General features: G+C 67.2%; 18 protein-coding genes. 2 read left to right on the top strand and 16 right to left on the bottom strand.

The window, feature by feature from the left end; all coding sequences use genetic code 11:
• The first annotated feature begins 111 nt into the window (after window positions 1–111).
• Window positions 112–2,352 (top strand): carbamoyltransferase HypF, encoded by a 2,241-nt coding sequence (gene hypF / locus A6A40_RS29000; RefSeq protein ID WP_108549289.1) that lies wholly within the window; start codon window positions 112–114, stop codon window positions 2,350–2,352.
• A 145-nt stretch (window positions 2,353–2,497) separates the two neighbouring features.
• Here the strand turns inward: hypF and A6A40_RS28995 are convergent, their stop codons facing one another.
• The 13 genes from A6A40_RS28995 to A6A40_RS28935 all read right to left on the bottom strand — a co-directional run bounded on the left by A6A40_RS28995 (window position 2,498) and on the right by A6A40_RS28935 (window position 15,869).
• On the bottom strand, window positions 2,498–4,783 hold the full coding sequence (locus tag A6A40_RS28995) for an FkbM family methyltransferase (protein ID WP_108549288.1): 2,286 nt from the start codon (window positions 4,781–4,783) through the stop codon (window positions 2,498–2,500).
• 104 nt (window positions 4,784–4,887) lie between these two features.
• Window positions 4,888–5,682, bottom strand: a complete 795-nt coding sequence (cybH, locus tag A6A40_RS28990) for a Ni/Fe-hydrogenase, b-type cytochrome subunit (protein ID WP_108549287.1) — start codon at window positions 5,680–5,682, stop codon at window positions 4,888–4,890.
• 25 nt (window positions 5,683–5,707) lie between these two features.
• A complete protein-coding gene (locus A6A40_RS28985) occupies window positions 5,708–7,522 on the bottom strand; it encodes a nickel-dependent hydrogenase large subunit (RefSeq protein WP_108549286.1) in 1,815 nt (604 codons plus the stop codon).
• Between the two features lie 2 nt (window positions 7,523–7,524).
• Window positions 7,525–8,598 (bottom strand): hydrogenase small subunit, encoded by a 1,074-nt coding sequence (locus A6A40_RS28980; protein ID WP_174718559.1) that lies wholly within the window; start codon window positions 8,596–8,598, stop codon window positions 7,525–7,527.
• 193 nt (window positions 8,599–8,791) lie between these two features.
• Window positions 8,792–9,340, bottom strand: coding sequence for a HupE/UreJ family protein (locus A6A40_RS28975; protein ID WP_108549523.1), 549 nt, complete (start codon window positions 9,338–9,340; stop codon window positions 8,792–8,794).
• A 75-nt stretch (window positions 9,341–9,415) separates the two neighbouring features.
• Window positions 9,416–10,903: a sigma-54-dependent transcriptional regulator gene (locus tag A6A40_RS28970; protein WP_108549285.1), complete on the bottom strand. Its 1,488-nt coding sequence runs from the start codon at window positions 10,901–10,903 to the stop codon at window positions 9,416–9,418.
• A 16-nt stretch (window positions 10,904–10,919) separates the two neighbouring features.
• Window positions 10,920–11,261, bottom strand: a complete 342-nt coding sequence (gene hypA, locus A6A40_RS28965) for a hydrogenase maturation nickel metallochaperone HypA (RefSeq protein WP_108549284.1) — start codon at window positions 11,259–11,261, stop codon at window positions 10,920–10,922.
• Window positions 11,254–12,090 carry a [NiFe]-hydrogenase assembly chaperone HybE gene (hybE, locus tag A6A40_RS28960; RefSeq protein WP_108549283.1) on the bottom strand — a complete coding sequence of 279 codons (837 nt, stop codon included), beginning with the start codon at window positions 12,088–12,090 and terminating at the stop codon, window positions 11,254–11,256. Before hybE ends, hypA begins: the two co-directional genes overlap by 8 nt.
• Entirely contained in the window at window positions 12,087–12,956 is an 870-nt protein-coding gene (locus tag A6A40_RS28955; protein WP_108549282.1) for a hydrogenase expression/formation protein, read from the bottom strand. The genes hybE and A6A40_RS28955 overlap by 4 nt, the downstream gene beginning before the upstream one ends.
• Window positions 12,953–13,381, bottom strand: coding sequence for a thioredoxin domain-containing protein (locus A6A40_RS28950; RefSeq protein WP_108549281.1), 429 nt, complete (start codon window positions 13,379–13,381; stop codon window positions 12,953–12,955). Before A6A40_RS28950 ends, A6A40_RS28955 begins: the two co-directional genes overlap by 4 nt.
• Before the next feature lie 4 nt (window positions 13,382–13,385).
• On the bottom strand, window positions 13,386–13,697 hold the full coding sequence (locus tag A6A40_RS28945; protein WP_108549280.1) for a HypC/HybG/HupF family hydrogenase formation chaperone: 312 nt from the start codon (window positions 13,695–13,697) through the stop codon (window positions 13,386–13,388).
• Window positions 13,698–13,712: 15 nt separating this feature from the next.
• The gene (locus tag A6A40_RS28940; RefSeq protein WP_108549279.1) at window positions 13,713–14,363 is read right to left on the bottom strand and encodes a HyaD/HybD family hydrogenase maturation endopeptidase; all 651 of its coding nucleotides are present in this window, start codon (window positions 14,361–14,363) and stop codon (window positions 13,713–13,715) included.
• A gap of 213 nt (window positions 14,364–14,576) precedes the next feature.
• Complete coding sequence (locus A6A40_RS28935; RefSeq protein ID WP_236784127.1) at window positions 14,577–15,869, bottom strand: hypothetical protein; 1,293 nt, start codon at window positions 15,867–15,869, stop codon at window positions 14,577–14,579.
• 401 nt (window positions 15,870–16,270) lie between these two features.
• On the opposite strand from A6A40_RS28935, the gene A6A40_RS30865 reads away from it, so the two are divergent.
• Window positions 16,271–16,429 carry a hypothetical protein gene (locus A6A40_RS30865; protein ID WP_158279386.1) on the top strand — a complete coding sequence of 53 codons (159 nt, stop codon included), beginning with the start codon at window positions 16,271–16,273 and terminating at the stop codon, window positions 16,427–16,429.
• A 35-nt stretch (window positions 16,430–16,464) separates the two neighbouring features.
• Here A6A40_RS30865 and A6A40_RS28930 read toward each other — a convergent pair whose 3' ends face one another.
• Genes A6A40_RS28930 through A6A40_RS28920 form a run of 3 tightly spaced genes read right to left on the bottom strand, consistent with a single transcriptional unit; the run spans window position 16,465 to window position 20,310 of the window.
• Window positions 16,465–17,928 carry a nickel-dependent hydrogenase large subunit gene (locus A6A40_RS28930; protein ID WP_108549278.1) on the bottom strand — a complete coding sequence of 488 codons (1,464 nt, stop codon included), beginning with the start codon at window positions 17,926–17,928 and terminating at the stop codon, window positions 16,465–16,467.
• Between the two features lie 4 nt (window positions 17,929–17,932).
• Window positions 17,933–18,958 (bottom strand): NADH-quinone oxidoreductase subunit B family protein, encoded by a 1,026-nt coding sequence (locus A6A40_RS28925; RefSeq protein ID WP_108549277.1) that lies wholly within the window; start codon window positions 18,956–18,958, stop codon window positions 17,933–17,935.
• Window positions 18,955–20,310 (bottom strand): sensor histidine kinase, encoded by a 1,356-nt coding sequence (locus A6A40_RS28920; protein ID WP_108549276.1) that lies wholly within the window; start codon window positions 20,308–20,310, stop codon window positions 18,955–18,957. Before A6A40_RS28920 ends, A6A40_RS28925 begins: the two co-directional genes overlap by 4 nt.
• Window positions 20,311–20,374: the final 64 nt, after the last annotated feature.

Here is a 20,374-nt window from a genome sequence, read left to right as displayed (position 1 = left end):
CGCTGACGCCGCAGACAGGGGAAACGACGTTTCGCCGAAAGGCGGGAGAAGGTTAGGATGAGGGGGTTCGGCACCGCCGAAAAGCATCCAGAGGGCTTCCAAAGGGCTTCCATGTCCCCTGACGACGAACGGTTGAGGATCCGCGTGCGCGGGCGGGTGCAGGGGGTGGGATTCCGCCCGCATGTCCATGCGCTCGCCCGGCGCTTCGCCCTGACCGGCTGGGTGCTGAACGACCCGCAGGGCGTGCTGATCGAGGTGCAGGGCGCGGCCACCGCCGCCTTCCGCACCGCCCTGTCCGAAGAGGCGCCGCCGCTGGCCCGCATCGACGCGGTGGACTGCGAAGCCGTCGCCCCGCTCCCTGCCGAGAACTCCTTCACCATCCGCCACAGCGAGTCCGCAGGTGCCATCGCCACCGGCATCGGTCCGGACGCCGCGGTCTGCCCGGCCTGCCTTGCCGAACTGTTCGATCCGGCGGACCGCCGCTACCGCTATGCCTTCCTGAACTGCACCCATTGCGGCCCGCGCTACACCATCACGCGACGGCTTCCCTATGACCGGCCGCAGACGGCGATGGCCGGCTTTGCACTCTGCCGCGACTGCAGGACGGAGTACGAGGACCCGGCCGACCGCCGCTTCCACGCCCAGCCGACGGCATGCCCGGCCTGCGGTCCCCGGCTGTCCCACCCGCCGGAAGACATTCTGGCCGCCCTGCGGGATGGCAGGATCGTCGCCATCAAGGGGCTGGGGGGGTTCCATCTCGCCTGCGACGCCACGCGCGCGGACGCGGTGGAGCGGTTGCGGCGGGTCAAGCAGCGCAACGGAAAGCCCTTCGCCCTGATGGTCGCCAACGCGGAATCCGCCGCCCGCCATGTCCGCATGGACGACGACGAGCGCCGGCTGCTGGAGGGGGTGGCCCGCCCCATCGTCCTGCTGCGGCGGCGGGCGGATGGGCCGGAGCTGGCATCCGACATCGCCCCCGGTCTGGCATGGCTGGGCGTCATGCTGCCCTACACGCCGCTGCATTATCTGCTGTTCCACGAAGCGGCGGGACGGCCCGACGGCACCGGCTGGCTGCGCGAGCCGCAGGAGCTGACGCTGGTCATGACCTCCGCCAATCCCGGCGGGGAGCCTCTCGCCATCGGTAACGGTGAGGCACGGGAGAGGCTGGCCGGCATCGCCGACCTGATCGTCGACCATGATCGCGACATCGTGATCCGCGCCGACGACAGCGTGGTCCGCAAGCTGGCCGGCGCCCCCGCCTTCCTGCGCCGGGGCCGCGGCCATGTGCCGGAGCCGATCCGGCTGGCCCGTGCCGTACCGCCGATCCTGGCGGTCGGCGGCCATCTGAAGACTACCGTTTGCGTCACCCGCGGCGACGAGGCCTTCCTGTCACAACACGTCGGCGACCTCGACAACGCCGCGACGCTGGGCTTCCTGGAGGAGACCATCGCCCATCTGCTGCATATCCTGGGCGTCGAACCGGTGGCGGTCGCCCATGACAGGCATCCGGATTTCCAGTCCACCCGCTTCGCCGAGCGGAGCGGCCTGCCCACAGTCGCAGTCCAGCACCACCACGCCCATGTCGCCGCCGTGATGGCCGAACACCGGATCGAGGGGCCGGCGCTTGGCCTTGCGCTGGATGGTTTCGGGCTGGGGGAAGGCGGCGGATCCTGGGGTGGGGAGATGCTGCTGGTCGACGGCTTGCGGTCCGAGAGGTTGGGCAGTCTGGCCCCGCTCGCCCAGCCCGGCGGCGATGTCGCCGCCCGCCAGCCCTGGCGGATGGCAGCGGCCGCCCTGGTCCGCATGGGCCGCGCCGATGAGATCGTTCCCCGCTTTGCCGGCCATGGTCCCGCCGAAGGCGTGCGGCGGATGATCGAGCGCGGCATCAACGCCCCGCTCACCAGTTCCTGCGGACGCTGGTTCGATGCCGCCTGCGGGCTGTTGGGCGTCCGTGCCGTCGCGGGTTTCGAGGGCGAGGCGCCGATGGCGCTGGAATCGCTGGTCCGCCGGCCGCGGGTGGCGGAGGGGGCCTGGCGGATCGAGGACGGGGAACTGGATCTGACGCCCCTGCTGGAGCGCCTGCTGTCCGTTGCCGACGCCGCGGCGGGGGCGGATCTGTTCCACGGCACGTCGGCTGCGGCGCTGGTGGAGTGGACGCTGCCGGTGCTGCGCACGCGTGGCCTGAACCGGGTGGTGCTGTCCGGCGGCTGCCTGATGAACGCGGTGCTGGCGGAGGAACTGGTCGCCGGCTTCCGAGCCGCTCGCGTGGAGCCGCTGCTGCCGCGTCTGGCCCCAGCCAACGACGGCGGGCTCAGCCTCGGTCAGGCATGGGCTGCGTCCTTCGCCCTGTAGGAGGAGAGCGGCATCTGGACCGGCGCCCGCAAGCCGCGGCCGCGATCCGGGAGACTCCGTTGTTTCGGAACCTCCCGGATATGGGAACTCATGCGGAGCAATTCAGGCTTTTCAAGGGGTGCGGCGACGTTCTCCGATGCCCCGTTCAGAGCTTGGCAAAGCCCAGACCGGCGGCCCGAACCATCTCCGCCACCGCCGTCGGGTCCCGCCTCGTCGCCCAGCGATTGAGCGTGTTCATGCCGGTCGCCGGCAGGAACCGGGCGGTCTCCTCAACGCGCAAGGCCTCGTCGTCGATGGAGTGGAACCGGTAGCCGAGAGGACGCAGGATGGCATCGACCCTGTCGGCCGCCTCCCGATCCAGGCATTCGATCAGCAGGTCGGGGCCGCAGCGTTCCAGGATGCCGGCCATGCCGGCAAGCACCTGGGCCTCCGCCCCCTCCACGTCGATCTTCACGAGGTCGACCACCGTCTCGCCGGCAAGCCCCAGCAGATCGCCGCCGGTCAGTCCGGGAACGGTCTCGCTGGCGAAACCCTCCACCCCGGCCTGCCGGACGATTGACGCCCCGGAGGTGAGGAAATCGCCCGACGCCGTCCGCGACAACGTCACGTCGCCCGGACGGTCGAGGATCGCGGCATGAACGGCCAGCGCATTGCCGCAGCCGTTCGCCTCAAGGTTCTTCTTCAGCCGCGCCAGATTGGCAGGAACCGGTTCCACCGCAACGATGCGCGCCTCCGGCGCCGCCCGCGCCGCCATCAGCGAGTAGATGCCGGTATAGGCGCCGATGTCGAAGACGACCCGCGATCCGGCGGCAAGCGTCTGCCAGAGCCGCAGCGAGGCCGGTTCATAGCTGCCGCGCCAGCCCAGGCTCATGCAGACCAGATCGTCATTGTCGTCGAACAGGGCGATCGGCTCGCCGATCGTCGGCTCGATCTCCAGAAAGCCGTGGAAGGGGAACTGGCGGCTGATGGAAAAGAGGTCGCCGGGATCGACCGCCCCGAAGCCGCGCTGCCATATCCGGGTATCCTGCGTGGCGGCGTTGCGAATCTCAATCGCCGCTTCGCCATCGGGATCGAGGCCGTGCGCCTGCCGCGCCCGCTCCAACAGCTGGGTGGTCGAAGCCCGCCAGTCGGCACCGTTGCCCGCTCGCGGCCCGGTGGAATGCATTCCCCTGCGGTTCAGGAACAGCGGCGCGGTGATCTTCACGCATCGGGCATGGTTCCAGACCCGCAGGTAGTAGTCGACGTCCTCCCCCACATCCAGCGTCTCGTCGAACGGGGTCGCCAGTGCGACGGCGGTGCGGATGAAATGGCCCATCTGCAAGGTGACGTACGGATCGTGCAGCAGCAAGTCGGCCAGCGTCTCGATCCGCGGCAGTTGGGGCAGGCGGATTCGGCCCGTCACCGCATCCGATCCGGGCTGCTGGTCGAGGCTTTCCAGGATCAGCCCCCACACGGCGTCGGCGCGGTCGGTGTGCGGCGCCATCTGCTGGAAGGCCTGCGGCATCATCAGATCGTCGGCGTCCAGGAAGAACAGCCAGTCCGCCCCGCGGGACGCCGCCTCGCGCACGCCCTCGTTCCGGGCAGCCGACCGCCCCTTGGCGCCCGCGGTGTCGTCGATCATGACGCAGTCGAAATCGGTGAAGGGACCGGGATCGGTCTGGGCCGCGGCCATCACCGAATTGATCGCCTGCTGGTAATGCGCCTCATGCCCGGGGCCGACCGGGATGATCACCGCGCATTTGGCCTTCTCACCCGGCTCGGGCGCGCGGCGGAACAGGGTGGAACCGACGCGGAAGAATCCCGCCTGGGTGAATTCCTGCTGGAGCCGCTGTTCGGTGTACTTGTTGCAATGCATGCCGCGCGTCTCGGGAAGGAGATCGCTGCTCGACGGCATGATATATTCGAAATTCTGGGCGATGTAATCCTCGTCGACCGCGTAGAAGGGCGTGTTGACGACCAGATAGCCGCCCGGCCGCAGCGCGGCGAAAAGGCGGGGAAGCAGGGACTGCACCTCCGAGCGGGGGATGTGCTCGATCACGTCCAGCATCAGAATCGCGTCGAAGACGCCCCTGAAATCCCGTGCGGCCAGGAATTGCACCGCATCGTCGCAATGGACCTCCCAGCGCACCGCCGGGATGGTCTTCAGCGTCTCGCCGGCCAGGCTGTGTGCGGCATCGGAGAAATCGACACCCACATAGCGGTCGGCCTTGCCGGTCGACAGAAGGTAGCGGGCGCTTTCGGCACGCCCGTACCCGATCTCCAGCACATGGGCATTGGTCAGGGGAAGCTGATCGATCAGCCTGCGGTGGATGGCGGAGATGCCGCCAACCTCCCATTCCTCCATCCCGATTGCGCCGTAATGGAGCCGCTTGCCGGCGGCATCGCGGCCGGTGAAGTACTCGCGGGTGTAGAGCTCTTTCGCGAAACCCATGTCCGCTCCCCGGCGGCGTGATCGATACCCCATCGATACGCGCTGCCGGGGTATCGACGCAAGGGGGTCTCAACCGCTCCTGCCGGAGCGGCCGAGACCCAACCTCACCCCACAGGCGCCGCCTTCTTCGCCGGACGCTCATGCTCCTCGTCGGCCGGGGCTTCGGCGTCCTTGAAGGTGCGCACGCCGCTGATCATGGTGGAGATGATCGACTGGCGGGACATGATGTCCTCGCGCACCGCTGCATAGATGTGGACGATCACGAACAGCAGGATCGCCCACATGCCCATATGGTGCCAGGTGTGGACGTCCATGCTCTGGCCGAACAGCGGAATGACCCAGCCGAACAGCGTGTCCTGCCAGCTGCCCAGCCCGGCGCCTTCGCTGTAGAGCGCGAAGCCGGTGACGATCATGAAGACGCTGCCGACGGCGATGGCCCAGAACATGGCGAACTGCGCCAGCGGGTTGTGGCCGACATACAGCTTCGGCTTGCGCTCAAGGAACAGGTACCAGCGCGCCTCCAGGAACAGCTCCCCCCACCAGTGGCGGTCCCAGAAGGGAAAACGGAACAGTTGGCGGGCATGGTGGTTGCCGGCGAAGGCCCAATAGAGCCGGCCGATGAAGCCGATGGCGAAGATGTAGGCCGACGCGAAATGGACGAAGCGGATGTAGCCCATCAGGAAATTGGCGCTCGCCTCGCCCGGCATGCTCGGCAGCGGGTTGGCGATCAGGTAGCCGGTGACCGACAGCAGTGTGATCGCCAGCGCGTTGACCCAGTGCCAGACCCGCACCGGCACCTCATACACATAGATCGCCTTCAGGAAGCGGCCGCCGCCCGAAGCGGCGGATCCGTCCTCCTCCGGTGTCGCAACCGGCTTCGCATTGTCGAGAGGAGCCATGACTTAAATCCTCCTCGGTTGCCGGTCAGCGCACGGTGACGCGGGCCAGTTCGGCACCATCCGGCGCCATGACATGGGTGGAGCAGGCAAGGCACGGATCGAAGCTGTGCAGGGTGCGCAGGATCTCCACCGGCTCGTCCGGGCGGGCCATCGGCGTGTTGAGCAGCGAGGCCTCGAAGGCACCGATGTTGCCCTTGGGATCGCGCGGGCTGCCGTTCCAGGTCGTCGGCACGACGCACTGGTAGTTGTCGATCTTGCCGTCCTTGATCTTGATCCAGTGACCGAGCCCGCCGCGCGGGGCGGCGACGGTGCCGACGCCCTTGGCCTCCTTCGGCCAGGTCTTCGGATCCCATTTCTCGACATTGGCGGTGGCGGTGTCGCCGGCCTTGATGTTGGCGATCAGGGCGTTCCAGTCGTCCATCATCATGGTGCAGCAATACTGGCATTCCAGCGCGCGGGCCAGCGTGCGGCCGATGGTGGTCGGCAACGCCTGCTGCGGCGTGAAGTTCGTGCCGGCCAGTTTGTTGAAGGCACCCAGCGATTCGGTGATCTGGTCCTTCACGTAACCGACGCCCTGAGCATAGGCCAGGATGTAGCGGGGCAGGGGGCCGACCTCAACCGCATGGCCGCGCCAGCGCGGAGCCTTGATCCAGGAATATTTGGCGGCCTCGTCCAGCTCCTTGATGTCGGTGCGGGTGCCCTTGGTGTTGGCGCCCAATTCGAACTTGGCCTGGGTCACGCCGTCCCACGGGTGCAGGCCCTTGCTCTCGTCCTCGTAGTGATACCAGCTGTGGGCGACGAACTCCTGCACCTGGGCAGGGTCGCGCGGGTCGATGGGATGGACCTCGTTCCAGTTGCCGTTCAGGATGACGCCGCCCGGCAGCTGGCAGGTCGCATGGTCGTACGGCACCTTTTCGTAATCGCCGTAGTCCATGACGTTGGTCGCCGACAGGCCGCCGCCATAGAGCCAGTCCTTGTAGAAGCTGGCGATGGCGAGCACGTCCGGCAGATAGACGTTCTCGACGAAGGCCGTGGCCTCCTGGATGCGGGCTCGGATGAAGTTCAGCCGCTCCATGTTCAGCGGCGCGCCCGACGATCCGTTGCCGTCCATGTTGATGGCGCAGGGAACGCCGCCGACCATGTAGTTCGGATGCGGGTTCTTGCCGCCGAGGATGGTGTGGATCTTGACGATGTCCTTCTGGAGATCGAGCGCCTCCAGGTAATGGGTCACCGCCATCAGGTCGGCTTCCGGCGACAGCTTGTAGGCCGGGTTGTCCCAATAGCCGTTCTTGAAGATGCCGAGCTGGCCGCTCTCCACGAACTTCTTCAACCGGGTCTGGACGTCGCGGAAATAGCCGGGGCTGGACTTGGCATGACGCGGCGCCACCGCCTGCTGCAGCGCCGAGGTCGCCTGCGGATCGGCCTTCAGCGCGTTGACCGGATTGACCCAGTCGAGAGCGTGCAGGTGATAGAAATGGACGATGTGGTCATGGACCTGCAGCGTCTTCGCCATGATCTCGCGGATCAGGTGGGCGTTCTTGGGGATGCGGATCTGCAGCGCATCCTCCACCGCGCGGACCGAGGTCAGCGCGTGGCAGCCGGTGCAGACGCCGCAGATGCGCTCCACGAAGGCCCAGGCGTCGCGCGGGTCGCGGCCCTTCAGGATGACTTCGAGCCCACGCCACATGGTGCCGGTCGACACCGCGTTGCGGATGACATTGTTGCTGTCGACATTCACCTCGCAGCGCATGTGGCCTTCGATGCGGGTGACCGGATCGACAACGATGCGCTTGCCGCCGTTGTCCAGCGAGAAGCCGTTCGGGGTCTGGACGATGCCCATGGTCAGACGTCTCCCTTGTGCTGTGCGCGCTTCAGGGCGCTGACCGCCGCGTGGGCGGCGATGATGCTGCCGACGCCGATGGCGGCGGTGGTGCCGATCTCGTCGGCGTTGGCCTCGATCCCGAACTGGAGGATGTCGGACTGGCGAGCATACCAGGACCCCTTGTCCCAGAACCCGTCCTCCGAACAGCCGATGCAGCCGTGGCCGGACTGGATGGGGAAGCTGGTGCCCTCGTTCCAGCGGACGGTGGAACAGGCGTTGTAGGTGGTCGGACCCTTGCAGCCGACCTTGTAGAGGCAATAGCCCTTGCGCGCGCCTTCGTCGTCGAAGGACTCCACGAATTGGCCAGCGTCGAAATGCGGCCGGCGATAGCATTTGTCGTGGATGCGCTGGCTGTAGAACATCTTCGGCCGGCCCTGGCGGTCGAGTTCCGGGATGCGCTCGAAGGTCAGCATGTAGGTGATGACGCCGGTCATCACCTCGGCGATCGGCGGGCAGCCGGGGACCTTGATGATCGGTTTGTCGGTGATGACCTCATGCACCGGGGTGGCGCGGGTCGGGTTCGGGCGCGCCGCCTGGACGCAGCCGAAGGAGGCGCAGGAGCCCCAGGAAATGATCGCCTTGGCGTCCTTGGCGACCTTGCGCAGCTGGTCGGTGAAGGGCTTGCCGCCGACGATGCAGGACATGCCATCCTGGTTCAGCGGCGGATTGCCTTCCACCGCCAGGATGTAGTTGCCCTTGTACGTCTCCATCACCTCGTCGAGGATCGCCTCGGCCTGATGGCCGGCCGACGCCATCAGCGTGTCGTCGTAATCCAGCGAGATCATCGACAGCACCACGTCCTTCACCAGCGGGTGCGCGGAGCGGATGAAGGATTCCGAACAGCAGGTGCATTCCAGCCCGTGCAGCCACAGCACCGGCGTGCGCGGCTTGGTTTCCATGGCATGGACGATCTGCGGCACCAGTTCCGGCCCCAGCCCCAGGGCCGCGGCGGTCAGCGAGCAGTATTTCAGGAACGAACGGCGTGTGATCCCCTGCCGCCGCATCACCTCGTAGAAGGTTTCCAGCGTTGCCATCGGTTTGTTTTCTCCCGTCGGGCGGCACCGGCGTGCGAGGGTCCGGTGCGCTTCTCCGTCGGGCATAGGCAACAACCGTGCCGTAATACGAACATTTGGCAAAGCAACGGTTTCATGCCCGGACTGCCCTTGCCCCCTGGCAAGTTCCCGGCCGATCCGACGGCCGGGATGGCAGGAGAGTTGCCGACGATGATCAGGCGGCCTGGCTGTCTTCTTCCGGCCGGCCGACCAGCCGGTGGAGCGCCAGACCCAGCGCGATGCCGGCCGCATGCAAGCCCGCGGTGCTGGTCAGGAAGCCGGCGGCATAGCCCAGCGCCGCTGCGTCTGCCGGCATTTCCGCGCCATGGGCGAAGCCGTGGAACAGGCCGAAGGCCGCGGCGAAGGCCGCACCGATCAGCCCGTTGCGCGACATCGGCATGACGCACAGCAGGGCCAGTACGACGGTGGAGGCATAGATGGTGGGCTCGACCAGCGGCAGCTCGCCACCGGTCAGCGCGAACAGCCCGCCGGCCAGCATGGCGGCCAGGAACGCCCCCGGCACCGCCAGAACGGCACGGCCGCCGATGGTGGCGCCATAGACCCCGACCGTGACCATGGCGATCAGATGGTCGAGCCCGCCCAGCGGATGCGCGGCGCCATCGAGGAATCCGGCGCCGGCAAGATGGCCGGGATGGGCAAGGGCAGGCGTGGCCGCAAGCACGACGGCAGCCGCGACGGCGGCAAGACGAGTGGTTTTCGACATGGCGAACGGCTCCTCGGGGTTCTCGTGGTTCGGTGATCGGAACATGCCCTCTCCCGCCCCGGGAGAGGGGGGATACTAATGCCTCTGCGCCGGACCGCGCTCGATGCCGTAGCGTTCCAGCTTGGCGCGCAGGCCCATGCGGGACAGGCCCAGCTCGTCGGCGGCCTTGCTCTTGTTCCAGCGGCAGCGGACCAGCGTTTCCATCAGGATGCCGGCCTCAACCCGCTCGATGCGCGACTTCAGCGGCCCGCCCTGTCCGATCAGGTCGAGCGGCGGCAGCGGCCCGTCCTCGGGCGAGGCGGGGCGGGCGTTCAGCGCCGCTCCGCGCAGCACCTGGTCGGACAGCAGCTCCGCCCCCAGCGTGTCGCCCTCGCAAAGAACCAGCATGCGCATGATCTCGTTCTGCAGCTCGCGCACATTGCCGGGCCAGCCATAGGCCTCCAGGCAGGTCATCGTATCGGGGGCGAAACCGGCAACAGGCTTGCCATGGGCGGCCGACAGCCGGTCGAGGATGTGGCGGGCCAGAACCGGGATGTCGTCCGGCCGGTCGCGCAGGGGCGGCATGGTCAGCGTCATGGTGCTGAGCCGGTAATAGAGATCCTCGCGGAAACGTCCGGCCTTCACCTCGGCGGTCAGGTCGCGGTGGGTGGCGGCGACGACGCGGACATCGACCCGCCGCGTCTCGTTGGAACCCACCGGCCGGATCTCGCCCTCCTGCAGGAAGCGCAGCAGCCGGACCTGGAAGGCCGGGCTGATGTCGCCGATCTCGTCGAGGAAGATCGTGCCGCCGTCCGCCTGCTCCAGCAGGCCGAGGCGGTTGCTGTGCGCGCCGGTGAAGGCCCCCTTCTTGTGGCCGAACAGCTCGCTTTCCAGCAGGTCGTCCGGGATCGCGCCGCAATTCTCGCAGTAGAAGGGCTGATCGCCGCGCGGACTGCCGTAATGGATGGCGCGGGCCAGCAACTCCTTGCCGGTGCCGGTCTCGCCCAGCACCAGCACCGGCACGTTGAAGCCGGCCACCCGCTCCGCCTGCCGGCAGACTTCCTCCACCGGGCTGCCCTCGGCCCTGACCAGCCCGTCGAAGCGGTAGGACTGCCGCACCCGCTCGCGCCTAGAGGCCACGCGGGTCTCGGCGACGGGGGGCAGCAGCTTCAGCTCGTTGGTCAGCCGGTCGTGCTCGCGCTGCAGCTGGTACATCTTCGCCGCGCTGCGGGCGGTCAGCAGCAGATGGTCGGGATGCCAGGGCTTGGTGATGAACTGGTGGATGCCGGCGGTGTTGATGGCGCCGATGATGTCCTCGGGGTCGATGTAGCCGGTGATGACGATGCGCACCACCTCCGGCCAGCGTTCGCGGACCTGGGTCAGGAACTCGACGCCGCTGACCTCCGGCATCCGCTGGTCGGAGAAGACCACCTGGATCCATTCGGTTTCCAGCAGGCGTAGGCCCTCGTCCGCCGACAGGGCGGTGAAGACCTCGAACTCCTCGTCCAGCAGGCGGGCGATGACCTCGACGGAGCGCGGTTCGTCATCCACCACCAGGATGCCGGGGCGGGTGGTGTCGGTCATCGCACAGTCTCCTCCGTCATTCGACCTCGAGATCCTTGATCGTCATCTCGGTGCCGCCGTTGGGGTGCAGCCGGCTGCCGCCACAGTGTGGACAGGGCGACAGCCGGTCGTCCAGATCCACCGTGTCGCTGCAGTCAAAGCACCAGCCGCGGCCCGGCACATCCAGCACCACCAGTTCCGCCCCCTCGGCCAGGGAACCGCGTGTGACCACATCGAAGCCGAAGCGCAGCGCCTCCACCTCCACCCCGGCGAAACGCCCGATCTCCAGACGCACCTTGCTGACCCGCCTGAAGCCGTTGGCGCGCCCGGCCTCCTCCATCGCCTGGAGCAGGCTTTCGCAGAGCGCCATCTCATGCATCGCCGGCCTCTCCCGAACCCATGCCAAGCAGCGCCCGGCGCGACGGGCGCACCGGGTCGGCCTGGACCGGTACGGGATCGGGCGGCGGAGCGAGTTCCACCTCGCGCCGGCGCCGGATCTCGGCGGATTGCTGGGCGCCGTCCTCTCGGATGGCGGGGTCGAAGAGGGAGACCAGCGCCGCCGAGGCCGTCTCCGTCGCCTGCAGCATGGAGGCGAACTCGAACATCGGCGAAAAGAGCGAACAGGCCTTGTATGCCCCCACCCCCTTGCGGTTGGCATGGACGAACTCATACCGTCCGGACGGGAACTCGATCAGTTCCTTGGCCCCCGGCACCAGCCCCGACCAGTCGTCCCCCTCGCCCGGCAGCAGGACGAGGTTCAGGAACCACGGCGTGACCAATGCGCCCAGCCAGCGCTCGTCATGCCGGCGGAAGCCAACCGCCTTCACCGCCAGCGCATCGTTGACGATGGGCAGGCCGCGCATCTGCGCGGTGTGGATCTCGCGGAAGGCCGCCTCCAACCGAGCGATGGTTTCCACCGGCTGGGCGGGCGGGGCGGGGAGGGCGGGCAGCGGCGCTGCCGCCGTCTCCGCCACGTTGGCGTCGCCGTCCAGCGCCATGAACTGGTCGCGGGCACCGTCGCAGACCGGGCAGCGCCAATGGCCGGGCAGGGCGGCGAAGGCCGTACCGGGCGGCACCTGCCAATGCTCGCATCCCTCGGCCGGGTCGTAGACATGCCAGCAGATCTTGCATTCCATCCGCGTCGCCGCACCGATGCGGGTCGCGTCGCCGAGATAGGATCCCTCGAAGCGCGAAGCTGCCAGGCTCATCGCACCCGCTCCAGGTCGGTCGCCAACGCATCGAGGATCTCCGCCAGCCGTTCGGCGCTGTCGGCGATGTCCTCCACCGCGGCGCAGACCACCGCCGGCACGTCGACGATCTCAACCGTGTCGAGGATCAGCGTATCGACCGAGTTGTAGTAGCGCACCCACCAGACATTCGGCGTCGCGGTGGCGGTGACGCGGCAATTGCCGTACCCACGCGATAGAATGGTGGTGGCACCGACACCCAGCCGCTGCTCGATGAAAGCGAGGTCCTCGGGCGTGTGGGGCAGCAGGCTGAAATTCACCGCATGGGGCACGTCACCCCGGCGCCATGCGGCGCTGCGGTCCAGCAGCTCGGTCAGGATCGGCATACCGTTCATCAGCCCGCCAGGCGCGGAACCCGAGGCTGCGGACGAAACCGGTGTGAAGGCGCGGTTCACCGCCACCCTCGGGAAGCTGCCGACCAGCAGGCCTTCTCGCGCAGCCCCGTCGCCAAAGGCACGCACGCGCCAGACACCGGCCAGCGACGCCTCCTGAATCTCCAGCCGGTCGCCGGCCCGTTCCACCTTGACCGCGACCTCGCCCTCGCCCAGCGCCTCGTCAACCAGGGCCAGAACAGGAGCCTCGAGATCGTCGAGCGGGACGCGGATCTCCTCGCCGGCCGACCAGCGGGCCAGCGCGTCGTGGATGCGGATCAGCACGACACGGGCGGCGGCGGCTTGGACAGGATCGGCGACCTCCGGCAGGTGCGGTTCATAGACGCGCATTCCCGACGGCATCGGCAGATACTCCAACCCGTCTTCGCTGGCATCGGGCTGGCTGCCGGGACCGAAGCCAACCGGCGGGTGGGTCATGCCGAACAGGGAACTCATGCCGCACCGCCTTCCAAAGCGCCGTCCAGGATCTCGCCGATCCGCTGCAGGTAATCGTCCCAGTCGCGCACCCGCGGGATGCTGCCCAACAGCCGGTCCCCGCGCAGGAAGACCAGGGCCGGCAGGCTCATCATGCCGGTCAGCGCCAGGATCGCGCGCTCCGCCGCCTCGCCCGCCACCGCTGGGGTCAGGCGCGGATGCAGAGCGCGGACCAGCTCCGGCAGGATGACGGCAACATCGGCGGTCTCCGCATTGCCCTTGCCATGGCCGGGAAGAAAGATCACCCAATCCTTGGCAGGATCGTCCAGCCAGGGGCGGTCGTCGCCATGGTCGAGCCGCGGATACCCATGAACGTCGGTCAGCAGATCGACCAGCGGCGGCAAGGGCAGGCGCGGTTTCGCGAGCGGGAGTGCAAGGTCGGTCACGGCGTCAGGCCTCCGTCAGGCCGGCCGCGCGGGCCGCCTCCAGGTGGGGGGGAAGGGTGGGTTCACGGCCGGTCAGGTCGGCGAAGGCGCTATCCAGCGCTTCCCCGTCCAGCGCCGCGGCCATCGCGGCCAGCGCATCGAGAATCTGCGACGCCTCCTCAGGCTCCAGCAATCGGCGGGCAGCGCCCAGGAAGCCGAGCACCCAATCGCCGGGACCGGCCTCGGGAACCAGCGACAGGTCGACGGCCGATCCGTCCTCCGCCCGGCCGACGATACCGTCGACGACGGTCAGGCGCAGGGGAATGCCGATGCACATGTTCGCCGGCCCCCCTCACGATGCGGTAGCGGACAGCGCCGCCAGCACGCGGGGGTCGCCGATGCGGCAGGCGTCCTCGGCGCTGGGCCGACCGCCCTCATAGGCATCGCGGGAGATGGCCGGGGCGGCGATGTCGGCAGCGGCGTTCCGTGGCGTTCCGTCCACGCCGAACTCGTCGCGCAAAAGATCCAGAATGACGGCAATGGTCGGGTCAACCTGCGCCGCCACCGTATCGGTCAAGCCGCCACCGTAATCCTCCAGGCATTCCGGCTGCACGCCGACCAGGATCAGCCTCTCCGGACAGCGGCCGAGAAACATGGCGCTCGCCAGAACCTCCTGGAACCCGGTCTGGTGCAGGCTCATCTTCTTGGCGCCCAGGAAGGCAGGCACATCGTCGCCGTGGAAGACCCGGCGGGTACCCGGAGGCAAGCCATAGTCGATGGCGTCGACCACGATCAGAGCGTCGGCCGTCTCCAGATGCGGCAGCAGGTACAGCCCCTGGGTGCCGCCGTCCATCAGCGTGACCGCGTCGGGAAACCGCCAATCGGCGGCCAGACGCTCGACGGTGCGGACGCCGAAACCTTCGTCGGCCCACAGGATGTTTCCGATCCCCAAGACCAGGATTCGCACCGCTTCGCGGCCTCCTCCGTCCCCCGTTCCGTCCATTCCCTTGCCCCGGCATTGCCCCATGCACCGGCGTCCAGACGCCGAGACTTGTTCTTACAAGTTTCATGCCAGGATCGGCCATAAGGCCAGCCCATTGATCAACCTACATATTTCTCCATGCATCGCTCGGCATGCCAGCGATTGCGGACATCAACATTACAGCGCGCCTGGAAAGTGGCAATATACTTGCCAGTCTGGCTGGATGATTGCCGATCAGTGCCGGCGCGTCAGCTTTGCCGATCGCTGTATCAACTCGCGCTCGGTCACATGCTTCATATGCTCCGGAACGTCGGTTTCCCCTCCGATCAACGGGCCGGCGACATAGGAAGCGCCCGCCTCTTCGGCAACCCGCAGCATCGTCGCCGTACGGATACCGTCGACGAAGAAGAGCATTCCGTGCCGGCGCACATGCGCACCGAGAGTGTTGATCCGATTGGCCGCCCGTATCTCCGGTTCACCGGGCTGGATGGTGACTCCCAAGCCACGGACGCCCGCCTGCGCAAAGGCCGCGAGGTTCGGAACGCCATCGTCGATGAGAACGAGGATCGCCCGGCAATAGGGCTTCAGGATGGTCGTGATCTCGGCCACGCGACCATAGGGAACCCCAGGCGGCACCCCGCGCAAAACGAAGACCATGAAAGGAAGGAGATGAACAGGAATTTCATGGCAGATGGCAAGATAGTCCCGCCGGTAGCGGCCGATCGAAAGCGTCGAAAAGCCAACGGTTACATTCTGCATATAGCGGAAGCTGTTCTGATACAGTTCTCCGTATATCTCGATGGATCGCCGAAGAACTTCGACATCCGATTCGAATATGTGCTCTTCAAGACGCATCTCGTCGTTGGACAACGCGCTGAGTTGTCTCTTCGTGGCGCCATCGGGGTGGCAGACATAGGTGGATAGAACCTTGTGCGACACGTCGAAGACCGGACGGAAACAGATGCCCGGCAGGAAAGCCACCAACTCGGACGCCACCGTTGGGGCGGCCGGACGCCCCTCGTCCGCCTCTGTGACGGACTTCGGCGATGCCGCACTCTGCACCAACAAATTCGCCATCAATTGATCGAGCGTCGTCATTTCTACGGCCAGATGTCCATCGATCTCGGTCACGATGCTGCGCACGGCTATCCGGCTGGTGTCCGCGCTTCCCAACATAATCCGGTGGAGTTCGGCAACGATCCGGCCGGAGATGAGTTCACCGGCCTGCCGGTCCAATGTGGCGAAAACAACCAGATAGTTTGCTTCATCTGCACGCAGCCAGACATCGGTTGGCGCCAGATGCCGATCGAGCAGCCGTTCGGTCTGGTCGTGAACGCGCGCCTTGACGCTGTTCCAACGGTCGCCGAGTTCCGTTCGCAGCGCATTCAAGCCGACCAATTGGATGGAGCCGGCGGCATGACGATTCCCGCCGGCCAACAGTTGCCGCAGCCGCACTATCGTCTGCGTAGGGATCGCAACGGACTCTTCGGCGCGATTTTCCTGTCTGACGAGTGTCTGGTCTGTCATGGCGGCAACCTCCTCCTCCGGAACCGAAGACTTCGGTCGTCGGTTTGGCTCACTGAAGAAATCCGGATGCGTGTTATCTTAGATAATGTGCTTCTCGATCAAAAAATCCACTGATCGGGAAGTCATTTTCCAAGACGTCTCTAAGACCAGCCGATTGCGAATAGATTCGACGATGCAGACTCATTCTTAGGTTTCAGCATTCCCGGACATTTTCGCGAGAACCCCCTAAAGAATCCCACTGGGATGGCATAAGTGAAAACCTGTATCGCGTCGCATCGGTCATTGCTCCAATTTGCTTCCGCAAAAGGCCACGAGCAGGCGCAGACACTGCCCGGACACCGGCGCGTTCCGTCGCCATGCCCCGCTGGCGGGCGGCGGCCATTGTTCGCAGGATCGGAACGGTGAAACCGGAAACCCGGCATTTTTCCCGGACCGGCAACGGCTTAAAACCACCCCATCAGAACGCATCCACCAAACCGATGGAGGTCGGCATGGCCCGGCTGGTTTCACTCCTGATGTTTGTCGGCATCATGTCCTATGCGACACTCATCATCTCCTGACGCCATCAGGATCCGTTTTTTCCAACCGATACAGGTCAATGCACCGTGCAGACCATGCATGGATCGAAGGACCGGACGATGTGCTGCACCGACAGCGGCGTGCGCTCTCCCTCCTGCACCGGTGCGCCGACCAGAGCCTGTTCCAGCGGTCCGGGCACCCCGTCGAGGTCGCGGGGAGAAAAATTCCAGGTCGTGGGCGCGATGATCTGGTAACCGGCGATGCGCCCGCGCTCCACCCGAAGCCAATGGCCGAGTGCGCCACGGGCGGCCTCGGTCAGGCCGACCGCCTGGGCATTGTCGGGCATCTCCACCGTCGCACACCAGGGACCGTTGGGCTCGATCGCGCGCAGCCAGCCTTCCATGGCACGGACGGTACGGGCGAGTTCCAGCAGGCGGGCGACCACCCGGCTGTAAACCGATCCGCCATCCTGCGCCACCAGCGCCCGGATCAGCGGATGGCCGTCCACCAGTTGCCGCGCAATCGCACCGGTCTCATAGGGAAGTCCGGCCAGCCGCGGCGCCTTGCACCAGCTGTATCCCTCCTCGTCCGCCCCATCCGGCACGGTCGAGCCGGCGAAAGGCGGGTGGGGGCGCTCCCGCCCGGCCATGCGGCTGAAGCGGTGATGCTCGGTCACCTGATCGGCGTCGAAGGCGGCGTCCCGACCGTCTGCAAAGGTGCCGCGACGGTAGAGATGCCCGCCGTCGGTCTCCGGATAGGCGCCGTGACTGAGAAACCGGCCATAGGCGCGGCCGAGATGGGCGAGGCGCAGATCCTCCGCGACCTCAAGGAACAGACGGAAATCGCCGGCCGGGCCGGAGAGACGCCAGCGCTCCAAATCCTCCGGAGCCGCAAGCTCCAGAATGCGGTCCAGCGGGGCGCCGAACAGGCTGTCCTCCAGGAAGCGGCGGAAAGCGCCGACGGTGGCGAGCAGCCGCACCCGGTCGCGGGCATCCGCCGCGCGGGTCACGCCGCCGGGCTGGAGCGTCAGCGTGTGCGGCCACTTGCCGCCCAGGATGCCGAGCACATGGAAAAGCTCCGCCCGGGCCGCGGTGGCGCCACGCACGGCGCTGCCCTGCGCCGCCTTGAAGCGCGCCTCCGCCCGCTCGAACCAGGAGCGGCCTTCATAGGCGGGCCGGGCGAAGTCGGGCATGAAGAACAGGTGGAAATGGGTCAGGTGATCGGCGGCGTTCTCCGTCGCCATCATCAGGTTGGTCGCCAGCATGCCGTTGCGCGGTATCTCCACCCCCATCACCCCGGCCAGCGCCAGCGCCGCCGCATGGCTCTGCGAGACGGAGCAGATGCCGCAGATGCGCGGCGCCACCACCAGCGCATCCATCGGGTCGCGCCCTTCCAGAATGCGTTCGAACCCGCGGAACAGGGGAGAGTTCACATAGGCGGCGGAAACCCGTCCGCCATCGATCTCGAGTTTCACCTCAAGATCGCCCTCCACACGATTGAAAGGACCGACGATCAGGCGTCGTTTCGGCTCTTCGCTCACCGGTTCAGCCTTTCCGGGTGGGGCGGACGGTGGGCGGCACGACGATGCGGTCGGCGGCGGCATTGCGGCGCACCCGATCCGGCGTCGCCGCCTTGGCCAGGGATGCCAAAGCCACGAACCACGCCTTCGGCATGTCGGTCGGCAGGCCGATCGGGATGCCGGCGAATTTCGGTGTCTGCTGGAACGGATGCCCCGGCTCCTCGAATCCGGGTGCGGTGCAGTTGATGCAGGCGGAGCCGCCGCGGGTGCAGGACCCCTCGCCGTTCCACAGGCGGGTGTTGCAGTCGGCATGGGCCTGGGTGCCCAGGCAGCCGAGATGCTCCATCAGACAGCCAAGGTCCGACGGCTTCTCCGCACTCGCCTTGTACTCGTAATACTCGTTGCGCGGACAGCCATGGTGGACCAGATGGTCGGCGTAGAAGCGCGGGCGCTGGTAGAGGTCGAGATCCTCGGCCTTCAGGGCATTCTCGGCCAGCAGCATAAGCGTCTCTGTCACCCAGTTGGGATGGGTCGGGCAGCCGGCGACATTCACCACCGGCAGGCCGTCGCGCGCACGGAACTCTCCGCCCAGCGCTCCACCGCGCAGCGTCCCCTCATACTGCAGGCCGCAGGCATCGGCGATGTTCTCCCCGGCCGCGGTGATGCCGCCATAGGCCGCACAGGTGCCGACGGCCAGCACCGTTCCGGCGACGGCGGCCAGATCGCGCACCCAGTCGATGGTGGGCCGCCCGGTCCCCGCCAGCACATGGAAGCGCCCGGTCCCGTTCGGCCCGCGCAGAAGCGATCCCTCCACGCACAGCACGTCCAGCGGCTCCGCTCCCGACAGGATGCGCTCGAACAGATCCAGCGCCTCCGCCCCGGTTTCCTCGGAGAGGCTGGGATGCCAGAGCAGATGGATGCCGGCCGTCCCGAACAGCGTCATCAAATCCGGAGCTTCGGCGCAGAGCAGCGACATGGTGCAGCCCCCGCAGCCGCCCGATTGCAGCCACAGCACCGACAGCGGACGCTCTCTCAACGTTTGTCCGTTCATCTTGCGGCTCCATCCTTGCGCCCAGCCGCCGGCAGGGTCAGGGTGAACAGCGCTCCGCCGTCGGGATGATTGGTTGCCGCCAGCGCGCCGCCATGGTCGCGCACCAGCTGGTAGCTGATCGAGAGGCCGAGCCCGGTGCCCTTGCCGACCGGCTTGGTGGTGAAGAACGGGTCGAACACCCGGCCCAGAATCGCTTCTGGAATGCCGTGGCCGGTGTCGCGGATGGTGACGACGACCTCCCCGGCCTCCTCCCGGCCATGCAGTTCCAGCCGCTTCACCGTCGCACCGGCCATGGCGTCGATGGCATTCTGCACGAGATTCATGGCGACCTGATGCAGATGGCCGGGATGGCCGGCGATGTCCAGCGTCTCCGGCAAGGTGAAGACGACGGTCAGATCCGGCATCTGCGCCTTCGCCACCCAGGTCACGGCGGACCGAAGAAGTGCCGTCAGATCGAAGCGTTCGGAGGCGTGCTTCTGTTCCGACGAGAAGCGGCGCAGTTCCGCCACGATGTCGCGCACCCGCTCCGTCCCCTCCAACATGCCGTCCAGCGTCGCCGCCGCGTCGGCACGGGCACGGTCGATGCGCAGCTCCTTGCGCAGCGCCGCCAGTTCGGCAGTGCCGGCGCCCTCATGCACGCGGTCAAGATAGGCGGTCAGCCGGTCGACATAGCGTCGCATGGCATGGGCGTTGCCGTAGACGAAGGAGATCGGATTGTTCAGCTCATGCGCCACGCCGGCGACCAGCCGGCCGAGCGAGGCCATCTTTTCCGAATGCACCAGCTGCTGCTGGGTCTGCTTCAGCCCTTCATGGGCGGAGGCGAGGTCGCGGTAGGCGCGCCGCAGCTCCCCGATCGGCCGACCGACCAGCACCAGCCCGATGGCATGGCCACGCTGGTCGTAGCGGACCGTGCTGTTGACCGCGACGGGGAAAGGACCGGTCGGCCCCCTCAACGACAGCTCCACGTCGCTGCCGCCCTCGCGCTGAAGGGCGGCGCTGCACAGCTGCGCGAAGGCGCGATGGGAGGCGAGGTCGAGAAAGTCGCGCAGCAGGCGGCCGGTCAGCTCCCGCCCCGTACAACCGAGCGCCCGCTCGGCCGCCGGGTTGGTCTGCTCGATCCGGCCGTCGCGATCGCAGGCGATCAGCACGTCGGTCATGGAACCGATAACGCTGGCGATGAAGGCCTGCGCCTCCTCCAGCTCGGCATTCTTGCGCTCCAGCTCCACCTGCTGCGCCACCAGATTGGCGTAAGTCTCGTCCATCTTCCGGATCACCTCGATCCAGGCGCTCTCGGCGTCGGCATCGGGCAGAATGCCGGGAATGGAAAAGGGCTGCGACAGGGGGGCGGTCATTGGCTCAGCCTAGCACGCTCCGCCCGTTTCGGGTGTGGAGGATTTCGCCAGGCACCGCGCGCAC

The sequence above is a fragment of the Azospirillum humicireducens genome, assembly GCF_001639105.2.
GTDB classification, from domain to species: Bacteria; Pseudomonadota; Alphaproteobacteria; order Azospirillales; family Azospirillaceae; genus Azospirillum; species Azospirillum humicireducens.
Note: the sequence above shows the minus strand (reverse complement) of the source record. Positions and strands in the feature narration are given on the sequence as shown.

Excerpts from the sequence above, each read along its gene's own strand:
- A6A40_RS28925 (WP_108549277.1), bottom strand. The coding sequence starts at position 18,958 with ATGAACGGACAAACGTTGAGAGAGCGTCCGCTGTCGGTGCTGTGGCTG.
- A6A40_RS28985 (WP_108549286.1), bottom strand. The coding sequence starts at position 7,522 with ATGGGCATCGTCCAGACCCCGAACGGCTTCTCGCTGGACAACGGCGGC.
- A6A40_RS28935 (WP_236784127.1), bottom strand. The coding sequence starts at position 15,869 with ATGACAGACCAGACACTCGTCAGACAGGAAAATCGCGCCGAAGAGTCC.
- hypA (WP_108549284.1), bottom strand. The coding sequence starts at position 11,261 with ATGCATGAGATGGCGCTCTGCGAAAGCCTGCTCCAGGCGATGGAGGAG.
- hypF (WP_108549289.1), top strand. The coding sequence starts at position 112 with ATGTCCCCTGACGACGAACGGTTGAGGATCCGCGTGCGCGGGCGGGTG.
- cybH (WP_108549287.1), bottom strand. The coding sequence starts at position 5,682 with ATGGCTCCTCTCGACAATGCGAAGCCGGTTGCGACACCGGAGGAGGAC.
- A6A40_RS28970 (WP_108549285.1), bottom strand. The coding sequence starts at position 10,903 with ATGACCGACACCACCCGCCCCGGCATCCTGGTGGTGGATGACGAACCG.
- A6A40_RS28955 (WP_108549282.1), bottom strand. The coding sequence starts at position 12,956 with ATGAGTTCCCTGTTCGGCATGACCCACCCGCCGGTTGGCTTCGGTCCC.
- A6A40_RS28975 (WP_108549523.1), bottom strand. The coding sequence starts at position 9,340 with ATGTCGAAAACCACTCGTCTTGCCGCCGTCGCGGCTGCCGTCGTGCTT.
- hybE (WP_108549283.1), bottom strand. The coding sequence starts at position 12,090 with ATGAGCCTGGCAGCTTCGCGCTTCGAGGGATCCTATCTCGGCGACGCG.
- A6A40_RS28980 (WP_174718559.1), bottom strand. The coding sequence starts at position 8,598 with ATGGCAACGCTGGAAACCTTCTACGAGGTGATGCGGCGGCAGGGGATC.
- A6A40_RS28995 (WP_108549288.1), bottom strand. The coding sequence starts at position 4,783 with ATGGGTTTCGCGAAAGAGCTCTACACCCGCGAGTACTTCACCGGCCGC.
- A6A40_RS28945 (WP_108549280.1), bottom strand. The coding sequence starts at position 13,697 with ATGTGCATCGGCATTCCCCTGCGCCTGACCGTCGTCGACGGTATCGTC.
- A6A40_RS28920 (WP_108549276.1), bottom strand. The coding sequence starts at position 20,310 with ATGACCGCCCCCCTGTCGCAGCCCTTTTCCATTCCCGGCATTCTGCCC.
- A6A40_RS28940 (WP_108549279.1), bottom strand. The coding sequence starts at position 14,363 with ATGGACGGAACGGGGGACGGAGGAGGCCGCGAAGCGGTGCGAATCCTG.